Origin of the sequence: Paenibacillus sp. VT-400 (genome assembly GCF_001029205.1) — a bacterium.
Classification (GTDB): Bacteria; Bacillota; Bacilli; order Paenibacillales; family Paenibacillaceae; genus Paenibacillus; species Paenibacillus amylolyticus.
The window spans coordinates 1,710,662-1,725,625 of record NZ_LELF01000067.1 but is presented as its reverse complement, the minus strand read 5'-3'; the positions used below and the strand labels follow the sequence as shown (position 1 = coordinate 1,725,625).

Annotated in this window: 16 protein-coding genes; 3 read left to right on the top strand and 13 right to left on the bottom strand. The window is 46.1% G+C overall.

The genetic code is table 11. The annotated features are described in order from the left end of the window. Positions 1 to 152 precede the first annotated feature (152 nt). Positions 153 to 1,235: a lactonase family protein gene (locus tag EL84_RS18595; protein ID WP_047842631.1), complete on the bottom strand. Its 1,083-nt coding sequence runs from the start codon at positions 1,233 to 1,235 to the stop codon at positions 153 to 155. Between the two features lie 214 nt (positions 1,236 to 1,449). Here EL84_RS18595 and EL84_RS18590 point away from each other — a divergent pair, with 214 nt between their 5' ends. Next, on the top strand, positions 1,450 to 2,379 hold the full coding sequence (locus EL84_RS18590; RefSeq protein WP_047842630.1) for an AEC family transporter: 930 nt from the start codon (positions 1,450 to 1,452) through the stop codon (positions 2,377 to 2,379). On the opposite strand, the gene EL84_RS18585 is transcribed toward EL84_RS18590, so the two are convergent. The 5 genes from EL84_RS18585 to EL84_RS18565 form a co-directional block, all read right to left on the bottom strand. Next, positions 2,357 to 2,947, bottom strand: a complete 591-nt coding sequence (locus EL84_RS18585) for a DUF2062 domain-containing protein (RefSeq protein ID WP_036608856.1) — start codon at positions 2,945 to 2,947, stop codon at positions 2,357 to 2,359. The two genes, EL84_RS18590 and EL84_RS18585, sit on opposite strands and share 23 nt — an antisense overlap. 58 nt (positions 2,948 to 3,005) lie before the next feature. Beyond that, a complete protein-coding gene (locus EL84_RS18580) occupies positions 3,006 to 3,464 on the bottom strand; it encodes an OsmC family protein (RefSeq protein WP_036608858.1) in 459 nt (152 codons plus the stop codon). Between the two features lie 20 nt (positions 3,465 to 3,484). Further along, positions 3,485 to 4,252: a DeoR/GlpR family DNA-binding transcription regulator gene (locus EL84_RS18575; RefSeq protein WP_047842629.1), complete on the bottom strand. Its 768-nt coding sequence runs from the start codon at positions 4,250 to 4,252 to the stop codon at positions 3,485 to 3,487. Positions 4,253 to 4,389: 137 nt separating this feature from the next. Beyond that, a complete protein-coding gene (locus tag EL84_RS18570; protein WP_047842628.1) occupies positions 4,390 to 5,520 on the bottom strand; it encodes an NADH-dependent flavin oxidoreductase in 1,131 nt (376 codons plus the stop codon). A gap of 187 nt (positions 5,521 to 5,707) precedes the next feature. Then, entirely contained in the window at positions 5,708 to 6,385 is a 678-nt protein-coding gene (locus tag EL84_RS18565) for an SOS response-associated peptidase (protein WP_047842627.1), read from the bottom strand. A 228-nt stretch (positions 6,386 to 6,613) separates the two neighbouring features. Here EL84_RS18565 and EL84_RS18560 point away from each other — a divergent pair, with 228 nt between their 5' ends. Together EL84_RS18560 and EL84_RS18555 are read left to right on the top strand one after the other, a co-directional pair. Beyond that, a complete protein-coding gene (locus EL84_RS18560) occupies positions 6,614 to 7,135 on the top strand; it encodes a hypothetical protein (protein ID WP_076318667.1) in 522 nt (173 codons plus the stop codon). Positions 7,136 to 7,179: 44 nt separating this feature from the next. Beyond that, positions 7,180 to 7,851 (top strand): hypothetical protein, encoded by a 672-nt coding sequence (locus EL84_RS18555; RefSeq protein WP_047842626.1) that lies wholly within the window; start codon positions 7,180 to 7,182, stop codon positions 7,849 to 7,851. A gap of 137 nt (positions 7,852 to 7,988) precedes the next feature. Here the strand turns inward: EL84_RS18555 and EL84_RS18550 are convergent, their stop codons facing one another. The 7 genes from EL84_RS18550 to EL84_RS18520 form a co-directional block, all read right to left on the bottom strand. Then, positions 7,989 to 9,899, bottom strand: a complete 1,911-nt coding sequence (locus EL84_RS18550) for an AraC family transcriptional regulator (protein ID WP_047842625.1) — start codon at positions 9,897 to 9,899, stop codon at positions 7,989 to 7,991. A gap of 236 nt (positions 9,900 to 10,135) precedes the next feature. Next, complete coding sequence (gene msrB / locus EL84_RS18545; protein WP_082219060.1) at positions 10,136 to 11,224, bottom strand: peptide-methionine (R)-S-oxide reductase MsrB; 1,089 nt, start codon at positions 11,222 to 11,224, stop codon at positions 10,136 to 10,138. A gap of 16 nt (positions 11,225 to 11,240) precedes the next feature. After that, entirely contained in the window at positions 11,241 to 11,822 is a 582-nt protein-coding gene (locus EL84_RS18540) for a redoxin family protein (protein WP_047842624.1), read from the bottom strand. 18 nt (positions 11,823 to 11,840) lie between these two features. Then, positions 11,841 to 12,566 (bottom strand): cytochrome c biogenesis CcdA family protein, encoded by a 726-nt coding sequence (locus EL84_RS18535; protein WP_235431621.1) that lies wholly within the window; start codon positions 12,564 to 12,566, stop codon positions 11,841 to 11,843. Positions 12,567 to 12,600: 34 nt separating this feature from the next. Further along, positions 12,601 to 13,641, bottom strand: coding sequence for a sensor histidine kinase (locus EL84_RS18530; RefSeq protein WP_047842622.1), 1,041 nt, complete (start codon positions 13,639 to 13,641; stop codon positions 12,601 to 12,603). Further along, positions 13,638 to 14,342, bottom strand: coding sequence for a response regulator transcription factor (locus tag EL84_RS18525; protein ID WP_082219059.1), 705 nt, complete (start codon positions 14,340 to 14,342; stop codon positions 13,638 to 13,640). Before EL84_RS18525 ends, EL84_RS18530 begins: the two co-directional genes overlap by 4 nt. Positions 14,343 to 14,419: 77 nt before the next feature. Then, positions 14,420 to 14,917, bottom strand: coding sequence for a hypothetical protein (locus EL84_RS18520; protein WP_047842620.1), 498 nt, complete (start codon positions 14,915 to 14,917; stop codon positions 14,420 to 14,422). Between the last annotated feature and the right edge of the window lie 47 nt (positions 14,918 to 14,964).

Below are 14,964 nucleotides of genomic sequence, written 5' to 3'. Positions count from 1 at the left end.
GAATTAATGCTCTATTCCAATCCACACGCTTACAGTTGAACAGCAGCCTAATCATCTAATTAGATATTCAATATAAAAGACCCCGCCACATGGCAGGGTCTTTATCGTTATCATTTTCAATCCAGCCAAAGCTGGTTTAGAAATTTATCATTTTACAGATATACAGGTTTCACGCATACCGGCTTGGATACACCTGTGCTGTGACCAGTGTATTTCAGACGTCCGCTCTCCTGATCTACCGTGAATGTCACGAGGTTGTTCGTATCGCGGTTAGCTGCGATCAGCAATTTGCCGTTAGGTGTCAGCGCAAAGTGACGCGGGTGCTCACCTTCTGCAGATACATGCTCAACCAGTGTCAGGTGACCTTTGTCTGCATCTACTGCAAATACAACGATGCTGTCATGTCCACGGTTAGAACCATATACATAACGTCCATCATTGGAAACTGTGATTTCTGCTGTTGTATTCTCTTTGCCATCATATCCATCAGGCAATGTGGATACAGTAGACAATTCAGACAACGTGCCCGCTGCTGCATCATATTTGAACGAAGTAATGGAAGAATCCACTTCGTTGATGACATAAGCGAATTCACCATTCGGGTGGAATGCCAAGTGACGTGGGCCTGCTCCCGGATGCGTTTTGGTTTCACTGTGCAGCACAAGTTCATTTTTGTGTGCATCAATAGAATAGATCGCGATGTTATCTGCGCCCAGATCCTGTACCATCATGTATTTACCATCCGGGCTGAAGAATGCGGAATGAACATGTGGCTTGTCCTGACGTTCAGGATGCGCACCTTGTCCTTCATGTTTCTTCTCGTCCAGAAGCGCTCCAACTTCACCGTTATCCGTCAAGGCTTGCAGACCTACCAGACCACCGTGGTAGCTGGAGAGGATCAAGTATTTGCCGGAAGGATCGCGCTGGATATGACATGGTGGAGCTGAAATGGAGTCATTCCGGTTCAGCAACGTTAATTTTCCTGTAGAAGGATCAATGCTCAGAGCTACAGCTTCAGACATTTTGTTGCCTTCAGCTGACGCTGTTTCACCAATCGCATACAGTTTGTTTCCTTCAGCATCCACGTTGACAAACGTTGGGTTTTTCACGCCCGCGATGCCGTCAAGCTTGGACAAGCTGCCTGTATCCTCATTCAATTCATATGCATAAATGCCCTCATTTTCCGCTTCGGCGTAAGAGCCAGCAAGTACGAGCAAGCGTTTTGATTCACTCATTACAGTTTCCTCCTCTATGTGTATGTAATCTTGTTGCACCTCTTCTATAATAAATCTGCCATATCAAAATAGCAATCCGCTGTCGCTGCCCATCAAGGAAATCCTCAGTTAAGCAAGGCGATTACTACACATCATCATACTGAAATCCATTCATATGAGATGCATCTTCTGCTATGATAAGATAGGTTTTTCATCCAGAAGGGACTGAATTGCATTGCTTCACTCATTTTTACTCACGTTATACCATGTGTTCCTGCCGATATCACTTCCCGTGATTGGAGGTATTCTGTTAAAACGCTTCAAGAATTGGGATACCCGGTCGCTCTCGACCTTTTCCCTTTATATTTTGAGCCCTGCGCTCATCTTCAATACATTGCTACATGCAGAGATTACCTGGACGGACGTCACCAGCACGTTCTGGTTCTCTATTATTAATCTGATTGCTCTGTGGGCACTCGCCGAGCTGTTAAGCCGGATTTTCCGTCTGGGTGCAAGCGAAAAAGCGGGTCTCACCCTCGTCTCCACGTTTACAAACTGCGTGAATTACGGGCTCCCGCTTGTACTGCTTGCCTTTGGTCAGCTTGGACTGGACAAGGCTTCTGTCTACGTTATTGGACAGATGATTATTGTTAATACGGTAGGTATCTTTTTTGCCGCGAGATCCGAATTCACGGTGAAAGATGCGATCCTGTCCGTTTTCCGCATGCCATCCATCTATGCTGCTGGCATCGCCATTGCGCTGCGTGCGTCCAATCTGAGCCTGCCTGAAGCGCTGGATGGAGGGATCTCCATGCTGGCTGCGGGATACTCTCCTGTCGTTCTCGCCATTCTGGGAGCACAGATGCTCAGACCAAAAGGTGCAACGGTGCCTTGGCTGCCCAATGTACGCCGAGCTTTCTGGACCGGGCTTGTGGTCCGTCTCGCAGCTGCGCCAATCCTGTCCTGGCTTATACTGACCGCTCTTCAGGTCGAAGGTACGTTGTTCAGTGTGCTGCTGATCCTCGCATCGATGCCGACCGCAGTGAACGCCGTTATTTTGGCTGAACAGTTCAATGCTTCTCCGCAGTTTGTATCCCGTTGCATCCTGTGGACAACCGCTGCATCCATGTTGATGCTGCCGATTATGATTGTGATGGCTTCCTGATTAGTACCGGAGGCGACACCGACGCTAGATCCGCTTGTCGGCGTTTCTCCAACCGGCGTTCATAACGCCGGTTGAGCGCTCTGACGTAGAAGAATTTTACGACAAAGTACGAAATCACACCCAGAATGACACCAAACACGGACATGCCTGCCAGAATATCCAGTCCACCAAGCAACAATTCACTCACGGCCGACCAGTTCCCGCGAAACAGCTCCATGAATGCACTCTCATGTACCGGTCCTTGTCCCATGCTGTGAGCAGGTAGAATCCAGGAACCAATCTGCTTCGCGAGCGGCATCAGAATGATAGGCAAAAACGTAAGTTTTCCAATCACGTTACCAACAATCGCTGCTGGCATCGAACCCCCAGACAGTCGCACAATTGGGTAGAATATGAGATATATCAGGGATGCGGTCGAGATCACGATCAGCTCCAGTCCGAACCCTATTGCAAATCCGGTGGATACTTTATGAGCACCTCCGGGAGCACGTAACAATTTGAGGAAATTCAGCTTCATAGCACGTGTTAAACGTACCCAGAGGTTAGTCTTGCGCTTCTGTGTGTTCATACCGAATTTCTCCTTATTTTGTACAAATGACGACTTGAATCGTCTATTCTTCAGTATATCACACCGCGTTAGCTCCAGTGATAACAATGACTGGCTGTGTCTCCATCTGGACATTACCTGCCACCGCTCGGGAGATCATACAGGAGGATTCAGCCTTATGCGCCAAGCGCTCAGCCTTTGTCAGATCCGCCTCAGAGGCATCTGCGCTGAGCACAATCCGAGGTCTATGTACGATCCGTTCGTACGTAAATACGTTATTCGTAACATCTACCGTTGCTTCCGATTCAAGCGTTAATTCATCCGGCGTAATATCCGAACGCTCCAGCATCGCTGCCAGCGTGATCAGGTAACAGGTGGAGGCTGCACCCAGCAGCATCTCGTCCGGGTTAGTTCCCGTACCGGGTCCGCCCATCTCCTGCGGAATCGATATGACCGTTTTTAATCCACCTGCATCGATTGTTCCCTCACTGTTACGCCCACCATTCCATACCGCTTTCAGATGAAAAGGATGTTTCATGACATTCATTCCTTTCTTGTTTACACACGTATACACGTAATATTCTGCTCAATCAATGCGCTAACGTGCTCTTCATCTACACCCTGATCTGTAATCACTTTGCCCACACTGCTCATCGCAGCAACTCTGGTAAACGCCTGTATGTTAAATTTGCTGGAATCTGCAAGTAAAATGACCTCATCCGCAATATGGATCATTTTCTGCTTCACCAAGGCCTGTAATTCATTGGATTCACTGATGCCTTTGGTCAGATGCACTCCTTTGCAAGACAGAAATACTTTATCCACATGATAGGCATCAAGCGAACGTTCCGCCAGCGGTCCTACAAAAGACAATGACTTCGAAGCCAGTTGCCCACCTGTGGCAATCACACGAATCTGCTCCTTGTTACTCAGCTCTGCAGCGACCTTAATTGAGTTGGTTAATACCGTCAGTGGAATGTTTGGCAATCCTGCCGCCATATACCACGCCGTTGTACTTGCATCCAGAGCAATCCGGTCGCCGGATTCCACCATTTTCACCGCTTCGCTTGCAATTCTGCGCTTCTCTTCTGCATGCGCTACAGCCCGTTCCGGATACGGAATCTCCGACTGTAACTCATCCTTGTATTTTACGCTGACTGCCCCGCCATGGGACCGTCTGAGCCTGCCCGCCTGTTCGAGCTTGTCCAGATCACGACGAATCGTCTCTTCCGTCACCCCGCAGCGCTCACTAAGTTCGGTCACACGCATGCTGCCTTGCGTATCCACCCATTCCACTATTTTCTCATACCGTTCAGCTACGAGCATATTCCTTCACTCCAAACCGTTGATTATCCAGTTAATCCTGTTCATCCATCATACCACAGAGCGATGACAAGGAGAATTTGGACCATGTGCAAAAAGAGGGAGCTTTCGCCCCCTCCATTCCAGTCTTGAAGTGTATCTTATTTATCTTCTGCCATAGGGAACCAGCCTGGCGTGTGGATGATTGCATTCCACAATCCGTCAGGGATAACCAGACGCTCCTGATCCGATTTGGTCAGAATCGTCTCAATATCTTCTTCCCGTCCGCTCTCGATTTTCTCAACCCAATCCGGTTCAATAATCAGCTCACGTCCAATGGCAAGCAAAGGTACTCCCGTTTGAAGCGCCTCAGCGGCCTGATCAGCCGTATGAATTGAACCTACGCCAATAACAGGCAGTTTACCGTTCACACGATCCAGAATGAATTCCATTCTCGAACGCGTATCTGCTTCGCCACGTCTTGGCTTGGACCAGAACTCGTTCACAGAGACATGAAGGTAATCCAAGTTTTTATCTTTAAGCGCATCCACCAGTGCATACGTATCTTCCATTGTGAGTCCCGGTGTTTCCGGTTCTTCCGGAGAGAAACGGTAACCAATGATGAACGGCAGTTTGGTATGTTCGGCAACCACTTTCTGAATCTCATCTACTACAGCAAGCGGGAATGTCAGACGTTTCTCTACACTTCCGCCCCAACGATCTTCACGTCGGTTGGAATGCGGGGAGAAGAATTGCTGGATCAGATAACCATTAGCACCGTGAATCTCAACACCATCAAAGCCGGCTTCGATTGCACGACGTGTCGCTTCACCAAAGTCTTTGATAATCGAAGTAATCTCGGCATCCGTCAATTCTCTTGGTTCAGGAGATCCTGGACGCTCACTTGCAACCGCACTAGGAGCAACCACTTGACCCGCAGGTACAGCTTGTTCAGGAGTCAGACGGCCCGCATGGAAAATTTGCAATACGGCTACAGAGCCCTGTTGTTTCATGGTATCAGCCAGTTTTTTCAGACCAGGAATGAAGCGGTCGTCATATACGCCAAATTGAGCCGGGAAACCAATGCCTGTCTCTGTTACATGCCCTACAGCCGTAATTGACATGCCCGCACCACCGGTGCGACGTGCATAATAAGCAAGTTCAGCGTCGGATATCGTACCATCAGCATTCGAGGACATATGAGTCATGGGAGCGAGCACGATACGGTTTTTCAGTGTAATGCCAGTCGGTAGTGAAACTTGTTCAAACATCTGGTTAAACTTTGGATTCATTCGTGGTTCCCTCCTGATTATAAATATCTCTTTTAATAGATATATGAATATATGCGTTCACTTACTGTAATGATTATAGTTACGTTTCACTGCAATTGCAACTTTTCATTTTCAGAAAGGAAAAAAAGAGCAGAGTGTCTCCAGACTCTCAGCCCTCTTCATTTTCTTCACATCATCCAAAAGATACTCAGAAACTCCGAACGTAAGCCAGCTTCTGATCCATCTCTTCTACGCATTCGTAACAGTCGTGTTCATCGTTAGCGACCATTGGGGTGACTGGATACAGATTCATCTCTGTACTGTTATACGATTTCAATAGCGGTAACAACTGAGTCACCCGTGTATTAGCCGGGTCAAGCCAGGTGTTGATCTCTTCTTCGGAAAGGATCGCTGGCATTTTACTGCCAAACTCACGTGTAACCATGTTTGCGCCTGTCATAAGCATCGTGCAGGTACGAAGCGGTTCTTTCCGTGTATCTCTCCACACCTCGTATAACCCAGCAATACCGAAGAGACCGCGATCCGGCATGACAACACGAACTGCATAACTTTTTTTGCCCTCTTGCCGCCAGTAATACAATCCGTTGCAAGGAATGACGCAGCGTTTGGTCTCTACCAGTTTGTAATAGGAAGGATTCTCATGTACTGTCATAAGATTTGCGTTAACGGCATCACGCCCCCAGAATGGAATGAACCCCCACCGGAACTCATCCAATACACGCTCACCATCCTGATGCAAAATAATCGGCGTATGCTGGGTTGGGCTGATATTGTATCGGTTTTTGTAATAATACATCACTCGCTGAATCTTGAAATGATCTCTGACATCTTCCAAATCGGCTGCCAATGAAAAACGGTTACACATGTTCAAGCACTACCTTTCCCTATGAGAAGTTGAACGTATTGTTTGTAATTTTAGGGAAATTATTCATGAACATTGAACAGAAAATGACTTATTTTGACACCATTAGGGTCGGATCAAGATATATTTCATGTTTTTCACGACAAAAACAACGACCTCGGACTCATTTCAACTCCAATATTACTTGTTACTATAATAGAGAATAAAATACATTTATTGGAGTTTTTAAGTATGAAAAGGAAGTTTTTGATGAGCATCATGTTGTTCTCAGCGATTGCGATGTTTGGTAGTACCATCTATGCGGCAACCTTTCTAACCTACGGTTACCCCAGCACCACCATTCCCATTCGTACGTATAATTACGCCGCCGCATGGCAGACTCCCATGGACACTTCCCTTACCAACTGGAACAATGCAGGTGCCAAAGTTAAATTCACCAAAACAAGTAACTCCCCAAACACCATCACCGCAGGAAACTTCAATAATACAGCATATGGTGTCAACTACGCCTCCGTATCCGGCAGTCAAGTCGTAAGCTTCCGCATCGAACTCAATGCATCCACAATCACCCCTGACGCAACCAACTTATCCAACTTCATTCAAAGCGTATTTGTCCACGAACTCGGACACTCCATCTGGCTCGGTGACAATCCAACAACAAGCAGTCCTTCCATTATGTCTTACTCCCGTAACCGCAATTCCATGACCCAACCCCAAACTTTTGATATCAATAACGTAAAATCCAAGTATTAATTCGCTACGAACTTATCCCAAAAATCCAAGGAGGATTCCTGTCCATGAACAAAAATCGAGTATTAACGCTGCTTCTCTCTTCCATTTTCATTTTATCTGCTGCTGGATGTTCTTCTGTTACACCTACCGCGTCCCCATCCGATGCACCCATGACCATTATTGCTTCTGAAGATTACCCGAGTTATGGCAGCATTGGCGACCTGTCCGAGAGAGCAAATACCATTGTAAAAGGTAGTGTTGTTGAGACTCGTGTGGAAGCTTTAAACGATATCGTACAAGTTACTGATGCTGCCAATGAAAACGAGTTAAACCCCGCGTCCGATCCGGGCGGAGAGCCATCTTCTTTTGACAAAATCTATACGATCCACACGATTCAGGTCGCTGAATCCTATAAGGGCGGTTACACTGCCGGGGAAAAACTTGAAGTGAAGCAACTTGGCGGACAACTAGGCAACACCGAGATTATTAATGATGACAACCTCAAGCTGATTCCTACCAAAGACTATGTACTCTTCCTGGAAACGTATGAAGACACCCCTGCCAGCCTGCTCAACTCCGTTCAAAGTCTCTACGTGATCAAACCTGCCGCCAAGTCGAATCAGCCAGGTCAGCAACAATCACAGTCAGAAGTCATTGTGAGCGCAAACCCCGAGAATGACCTCACACTGCAACTGGAGGATCTGCAAGAAATTCAGAACGAACAAAAGAGCGAATAAACTCTTATACGGTAATCACACCACACTGTTATTTCATCTCCGTACAGGCAGCTAATCCCCTCTACTGTTCAGTCCTACATAAGAATATGAAAACCGTGCTGCTCAGCAAACTGGGCGGCACGGTTTTTTGAAGTTCCTTATTTAGACGGTGTATTAAGTCCAATAATCCATTCAGCCAGATCCTGTGTCTGTTTCAACAAGGCAATAGGGTCACGGAACCAGGATTGTTCTTCCGTCCATATGTACACTTTTCCATTTTTGATAGCAGGCAATGAACCCCAGATCGGATCTGCCTGAAGGTCTTTCAACTGAGACTTGCTGGTCAGCACAATGTAATCTCCAGCGTATTTGGAGAGCAGTTCTATGGAGAATTCATGATAGGCGCCCTGCATCAACTCGGATGGAATGTTCTTTGGTGCTTGCAAACCAAGCAATTCGTAGATGTTACGCCCTCCCCGGCCCGACTGATTGCCAAAAATGAAGACTTGGCGATCATATTCCTGCATAACGGCGAATGTAGCATCAGCTGGAACAACACTCTGCACCTCCTGCTTGATTTTGGCAATCTCCTCATCAAAATCAGCCAGCCACTTCTCTGCTTCCGCTTCTTTGCCAAGGACTTTACCGAAATAGTTCACTTCGTCCTTGAGTGTCGGAAAAGTGATGGATGCGATCGAAACGGTCGGAGCAATCTTGCTATATTTCTCATAAGCCGCCTTGTCCGGATTCAGTGTAATAATAAGATCAGGTTCTAGCTCCATCAATTGTTCAACGGAATCCCCTATCGTTTCAAGACCATCCATGTGACCTTCCAGATAAGGACTGTTCATCAGAAATTGGCCTCCACCAATCGGTTTGACACCCAGAGCAAGCACCGTTCCCAGATAATCTATGGCAGCAACTCGCTCGGGATGTGCAGGAATCTCTACCTCACCAAAGGTCGTATTTACCATTTGGGTTTCCACGACTGCCGGTTGTTCGGGTTCAGCCGCAACTTCGGATGTTTCTGCCCCCTGCTGGGCTGTTCCACAAGCACTCAATGTGAGTACAAGCGCAAGCGACATAATCGCTGATTTAAAATGGTTAAACATGTTGATTTCCTCATCTCCCTTATATTGATAATGATTATCATCATCAATTAAAGGATAACGTTCATCCCCTCCTGTTACAATGGATTCATTTGTTGCATTTAATGTACTTTTTGAAACTGATTTCGAGTTTTCCTGCTGCTTCAACCGATATTGCCCCGGTGTGATACCGATCTCTTTTTTGAATATACGATTGAAATAAAACGGGTCCATATAACCCACATACGCAGCAATCTCCTGTAATGAAGCTTCTGTGGACGCAAGCAGACTCCTTGCCTCACCCATTCGTAACCGAATCACATATTCTGTCGGTGTACATCCCGTCTGTTCCTTGAATTTGCGTGATAAATATTGCGGACTGTAACTCAAGGACTGGGCAAGCAAATCAAGTGAGATGGATCCCCGGTAATGAGCTTTGATATATCGCAAAACCTGATCGGTAAGCGAAGGCTGTTGAAATTCGTTAGACATGCGACTCCGCTGTAACAAGACAAGCTGTACCAGTTGAAAAAAATACACTTTGACCTGAATTTTGCCCACTCGCTCCTGCCCTGACCAACATTCATGTATATTCCGCACAAGCTCACGCAGCTCAAGTGTATGATCCGGCACTGTCGCCCAGGACTCTTCAAACGGATTACGCTGGTTCAACATCATTCGGTACTCCACAAGCACATTGGAGGGCAAGGTTGATTTGTACAAAATCAGATGTACCTCCATAACCCCTGTCGCTTCAAGTGTTAGGCGTCTTCCTTTTCCCCCATGCAGCAACAAGAACTGGTTTGTAGTCCATACCTCTTCATCAAGCCAGACCTGCCCCCTGCCTTGAACATACACAAATGCACTCGTCGGTAACACATAATTGCGTATGAACTCGTGTGTTCCGAGTGATATAAGACGCACATCAAGCACGCGAACCTGAACCTGATCCCACAGCTTGATGTCATTCTGAATTCCCATATAAACTCCCTCTCCTAAGCGATCAAACACACACAATACCTTGGCATTGTGACTAAAAACCCACCTATAATTGATAATGATTATCAATTATAACAATGATGCAACCATCTTTGAAGCCTACCTTCGTTTTTGTTAGATGCTGCAAAATAAAAAACGGTCGAAATCCCTCATAGAGAGATCTCAACCGTTCTAAGATTATGGCCTTATTATCTTTTAATAAAGTCAGCTGCCCTTCTCTACTCGACAAAAGACAGTAAATACCCGTATCTTTCTTCCTCCATCTTGTCTAGCGGAATAAACCGAATCGATGCACTGTTAATACAGTAACGTTTGCCGCCGCGATCTTCGGGACCATCATCGAACACATGACCGAGGTGGATGTCACCTGCCCGGCTTCGTACCTCCGTGCGATCCATACCAAAGCTCGAATCCGTTGTATAGGTAACAACCTCAGGTACAATCGGTTTTGTAAAACTCGGCCACCCGCAACCGGAATCATACTTATCTCGACTGGTGAATAACGGCTCTCCCGTTGCAATATCCACATACAGACCGGGCTCCTCATTATCCCAGTATTCGTTACTGAACGCATGCTCCGTATCATTGTTTACCGTGACCGCATACTGTTCGTCTGTTAATCGTTCCTTTAATTGTTCATCTGTTGGACGTGGATATTGAGCGGGATCAATTCCAATCTCCAGGTCATCCAGGACAGTCATATCAATGTGACAATATCCGTTCGGATTTTTTTCCAAATAATCCTGATGGTACTCCTCCGCCAAATAATAATTCTGCAGAGGCATCACTTCCGTTACAATGGGTTGGTCATATTTTTCTTGCTCTACCGCTACAGCCTGCTCGATGATTTTGGCATCTTCAGGCAACCTATAATATATGCCAGTCCGATACTGAACGCCACGATCATTGCCCTGCTTATTCAAGCTGGTAGGATCAATAACTCGAAAATAAGATTCAAGCAATTTCTGCAAAGATACTTGTTGCGGATCATATTTTACATGAACAGTCTCCGCAAACCCCTGGTCCCCGCGAATAACATCCTCATATGTTGGATTCTTTCCTTCACCGTTGGCATAACCGGAAGTCACATCCTGAACCCCTGGAATACGAGCCATATATGCCTCCACACCCCAGAAGCAGCCTCCTGCCAAGTACAGGTTACTCAGGTTTTCCTCAGAGACACTCGAAGCCTTGACAGGTTTAGTGGATATCGAAGATGAAGCTGAATGGCTCTCAGCCCTGTTTCCACAAGCAGACACAACTATCGCTATAACAAGGAGGCACAGGCACAGCAGCGTCCTTTTCATGACACTTCCTCCTTTCTCACAAAATCTCTTGTAATGACTCCATGATCTGTTCATTGGATGCATGCCCTGGCTGCGATTTCGTTAAAATACCATCAGAGCCAATATAAAAGGAACTAGGATATGCTCTTACGCCAAATTTCTTGGCCCATACACCTTTCTCATCCAAAAGAACAGTTATGTTATCATATGGCTGTTGGTCAAACCATTCGGTAAACGCTTGGGAGGATTTCTCTCCTTTGTAGTCCGGCGTCACAATCGTAATGACTTGAAAATCATTGTTTTGACCAGCCAGATTGTTCAGGTCTTCCAAACCCGCAAGGCAGATGGAACACCAAGAAGCCCAGTATTTCACATACACTTTCTTGCCTTGAACATCAGAAAGTCCAACCGTGTTTCCTTTCAGATCACGCAATGAAAATTCAGGAGCCGTCTCTCCCTTGTTCATCATGGTTGACGAACTCATATCGGATGTTGATGCTGGGGCTGATGATGACCCCGTTTGTTTTGATTCAGTTTGCTGTGATCCACATGCGCTCAAGATCAACAGGGTTCCAGCGAATACGATTACAGATACCATCCATTTCCGTGCCGTCTTCATACCAAATTCCTCCAATGATTATTGAAACCAGGTCACCAAGCTGTTTAGTCGGTCTGTCATTAACAATAGTCCCATGACAATAAGAATACAGCCGGAAGTTATTTTGATGACGCCCATGTACTTGTATAAACGACGTATCCGCTTCATAACATATTCCGAAAAAACGGACAGAATCAGGAAAGGAATCGCCAATCCAAGGGTATACAGGAACATGAGAAACCCGCCATACAGTGGAGAGCCTTCTCCTGCGGCGATACCAAGAATGGCCGCCAGCACAGGCCCGATACAAGGCGTCCAGCCAAAACTAAACGTTAGACCCAACAGGAACGCTCCGACATACCCTCCCCGTTTGGCTTGATCGTTTGACAGCTTTCTCTCCCGTTCCAGCCAGGATAGTCGGATCAACCCGGTTTGATAAATCCCAAAAAGCACCACGATGGCTCCGCAGATCGCAATAAACACAGGACTTGAGATCAAATTACCAACCATGCCGGAACCAAAACCGAGTAAAACAAATACCAGGGACAGCCCAAGAACAAATAAAAATGTCCGCAAAACAAGTGTGGACCGCAACCGAACCGAATGGGTGTCAGGCTGCTGCTGATTCGTACCGTTGACCATGCTTCCGGATAGATAAGACACGTATACCGGGATCAGCGGCAGAATACATGGCGCAAAAAACGATAACAATCCTGCACCAAAAACCCCGAAAAGAAAAACCAAATCACTGGTCAAGTCATTCACCACCTGAATAAATACTACGTTTGATTAACCAAGGTTAACGACTGACGTAGATCGGAAGCGTGAACCAGAAGCAACTTCCTTCTCCTTTTGTACTCTGAACCCCGATCTCGCCACCATGGAGTTCCACAATTGATTGAGCGATGGCAAGGCCAAGCCCGGCCCCCCCATTACTCTTGCTGCGTGATTTGTCAATTCGATAAAAACGTTCAAATATACGCGAAGTTTCCTCCGCTTCAATGCCTTCCCCTTCATCCGTAACTGAAATTCGTATAAACGGCCCCTTTTCTTCGGCAGCCAGAATGATTTTTCCTTCAACAGGAGAGTATTGAATGGCATTTTGCAGCAAATTGGAAAGGACCCGCTTCATTTGTGCAGGCATCATGACCGCGGCTGGTAATTTATCGGGCAAATCGATTTCAACGTTCAGCGTTTTCTCGGCGAGGTGAAACGAAAAACTCTCCAATGTACTGAGCAGCAACTCATCGACGTGACAAGGCTGAGGGTCAAATACCTCCCCTTGCGCTTCCAGGCTGGATAATTCAAACAAGTCTTGAATAAGCCCTCCCAAACGCTTCGTCTCAAGTCGTATCGTGTTCAGGTAACGTTGAAAGGTTTCTTTATCCTTAATGACATCATCCTCCAACGCTTCGACGAATGACTGAATGGATGCCAAGGGAGTTCGTAAATCATGGGATACATTGGCGATCAACTCTCGTCTCGCGGTTTCTGAGTGATGCAGATGATCAAAGCTTTCCTTCAGCTTGGAACTCATTTCATTAAATTGCTGTGCCAGGAGCTTAAATTCCTGCGTACCGATGAGAGGGACTTCCGTATGGAAATCCCCTTCGGCAATTCGTATTGTCTGCTGTGTAATTCGCGCAATTGATTTCTCTAATGGCTTAGTCAGCAAATATTGAAGAATAAACGAAAGTAAGCCTACCCCTGCCGTTATAGCCGATAACCAATAGAATTGTTCGATCGTAAGCAGCATTTTGGAATAACTGATGAACAAACAAATTAATAATACGCCAATGCCCGTGAGACTGGACAACACCAAGTATGTGCGAAGTTTCATGAACTACCACCCGCAAACTTGTAGCCTATGCCCCAAACTGTTTTAATATATTTTGGATCAGAAGGATTCTCTTCGATCTTCTCTCGTAATCTCCGAACATGTACAGTCACCGTTGTTGTATCTCCCTCATAGCTAAAATCCCAAATCTTGCTTAACATCTGGTTACGGGAGAACACCTGACCCGGGTGACTTGCCAGCAAATACAACATCTCAAACTCTGTAACGGTCAATTCAATTACCTGCCCGCTGATATGCACTTCACGCTTGGTAAAATCAATGGTAAGCCCTTCATAATTGATCGTATATTCAGATGTTGTTACAGGTGATGCCTGCGCAGTTCGCATTCTCCGCAGGATTGCCTTCACACGCAAAACAAGTTCTCTTGGACTGAATGGTTTGGTCAGATAATCATCCGCCCCCATCGTCAGTCCCATCAGACGGTCCTGTTCCTCACCCCGGGCCGTCAGCATTACAATGGGCACATCCTCAGTTTGCCGAATCTCGTTGCAAACTTCCCAACCATTCTTATGTGGCATCATCAGGTCGAGCACAATCAAGCTTGGCGTTTGGCTGTGCCACAGCTCAATAGCCTCCAAACCGTCCTTAGCCGTCACGACAAGATAACCTTCGCGTTCCAGATACCTGCGACAAACGTCCGTAATATTTGTATCATCATCAGCAACCAGTACACATTCATTCAAACGAACCCACCCCATATTCCAGAAAATACATTTGAGCCAATCATATCATATGGTGATGGCGATGCTTAGCCCTTAAATTACTTCATTCCCATGGCTGGCATCATGTATTGTTTAATTACAGACTCAGCCGCATACGAATTCCCTTCATGGATGACAGGCATCGATTTCAAGTTAACTTGCATACCGTCTACCATGATTTTTTTCGATCCAATCCACAATTTAATCGTTTTCCCCGCAGGCATCATCGTTTCTTCCATCATCATGTCGTCTTTCATCATCTTGTCATCTTCCATCATGTTGTCGTCTTTCATCTTCATGTCGTCTTCCATCATGTTGTCGTCTTTCATCATCTTGTCGTCCATTTTGCCCATATACATCAGAGTTACAGATCTATCCTTGCTGTCCCACATAATGCTGTAATCATACATTTTCGCCGCCTGTCTCAATTGAACAAGCTCCATGCCATCCTTTTTAATCGTTTTCATATCTGCAGCACTTGCCAATCCAGAAAAGGCCATAGACATCACCAATACCGCTGCTACCATCACTTTTTTGCTCTTATTTGTTTTCATCATTCTTATCACTCTCCATTCGTTTATTACTTACATGGATTACAATAAGC

Bases quoted from the DNA above. Each gene is read 5' to 3' on its own strand.
- EL84_RS18540 (WP_047842624.1), bottom strand. From the start codon at position 11,822: ATGAAGACGGCACGGAAATGGATGGTATCTGTAATCGTATTCGCTGGA.
- EL84_RS18575 (WP_047842629.1), bottom strand. From the start codon at position 4,252: ATGCTCGTAGCTGAACGGTATGAGAAAATAGTGGAATGGGTGGATACG.
- EL84_RS18520 (WP_047842620.1), bottom strand. From the start codon at position 14,917: ATGATGAAAACAAATAAGAGCAAAAAAGTGATGGTAGCAGCGGTATTG.
- EL84_RS18550 (WP_047842625.1), bottom strand. From the start codon at position 9,899: ATGGGAATTCAGAATGACATCAAGCTGTGGGATCAGGTTCAGGTTCGC.
- EL84_RS18565 (WP_047842627.1), bottom strand. From the start codon at position 6,385: ATGTGTAACCGTTTTTCATTGGCAGCCGATTTGGAAGATGTCAGAGAT.
- msrB (WP_082219060.1), bottom strand. From the start codon at position 11,224: ATGAAAAGGACGCTGCTGTGCCTGTGCCTCCTTGTTATAGCGATAGTT.
- EL84_RS18570 (WP_047842628.1), bottom strand. From the start codon at position 5,520: ATGAATCCAAAGTTTAACCAGATGTTTGAACAAGTTTCACTACCGACT.
- EL84_RS18585 (WP_036608856.1), bottom strand. From the start codon at position 2,947: ATGAACACACAGAAGCGCAAGACTAACCTCTGGGTACGTTTAACACGT.
- EL84_RS18530 (WP_047842622.1), bottom strand. From the start codon at position 13,641: ATGAAACTTCGCACATACTTGGTGTTGTCCAGTCTCACGGGCATTGGC.
- EL84_RS18580 (WP_036608858.1), bottom strand. From the start codon at position 3,464: ATGAAACATCCTTTTCATCTGAAAGCGGTATGGAATGGTGGGCGTAAC.
- EL84_RS18595 (WP_047842631.1), bottom strand. From the start codon at position 1,235: ATGAGTGAATCAAAACGCTTGCTCGTACTTGCTGGCTCTTACGCCGAA.
- EL84_RS18560 (WP_076318667.1), top strand. From the start codon at position 6,614: ATGAAAAGGAAGTTTTTGATGAGCATCATGTTGTTCTCAGCGATTGCG.
- EL84_RS18555 (WP_047842626.1), top strand. From the start codon at position 7,180: ATGAACAAAAATCGAGTATTAACGCTGCTTCTCTCTTCCATTTTCATT.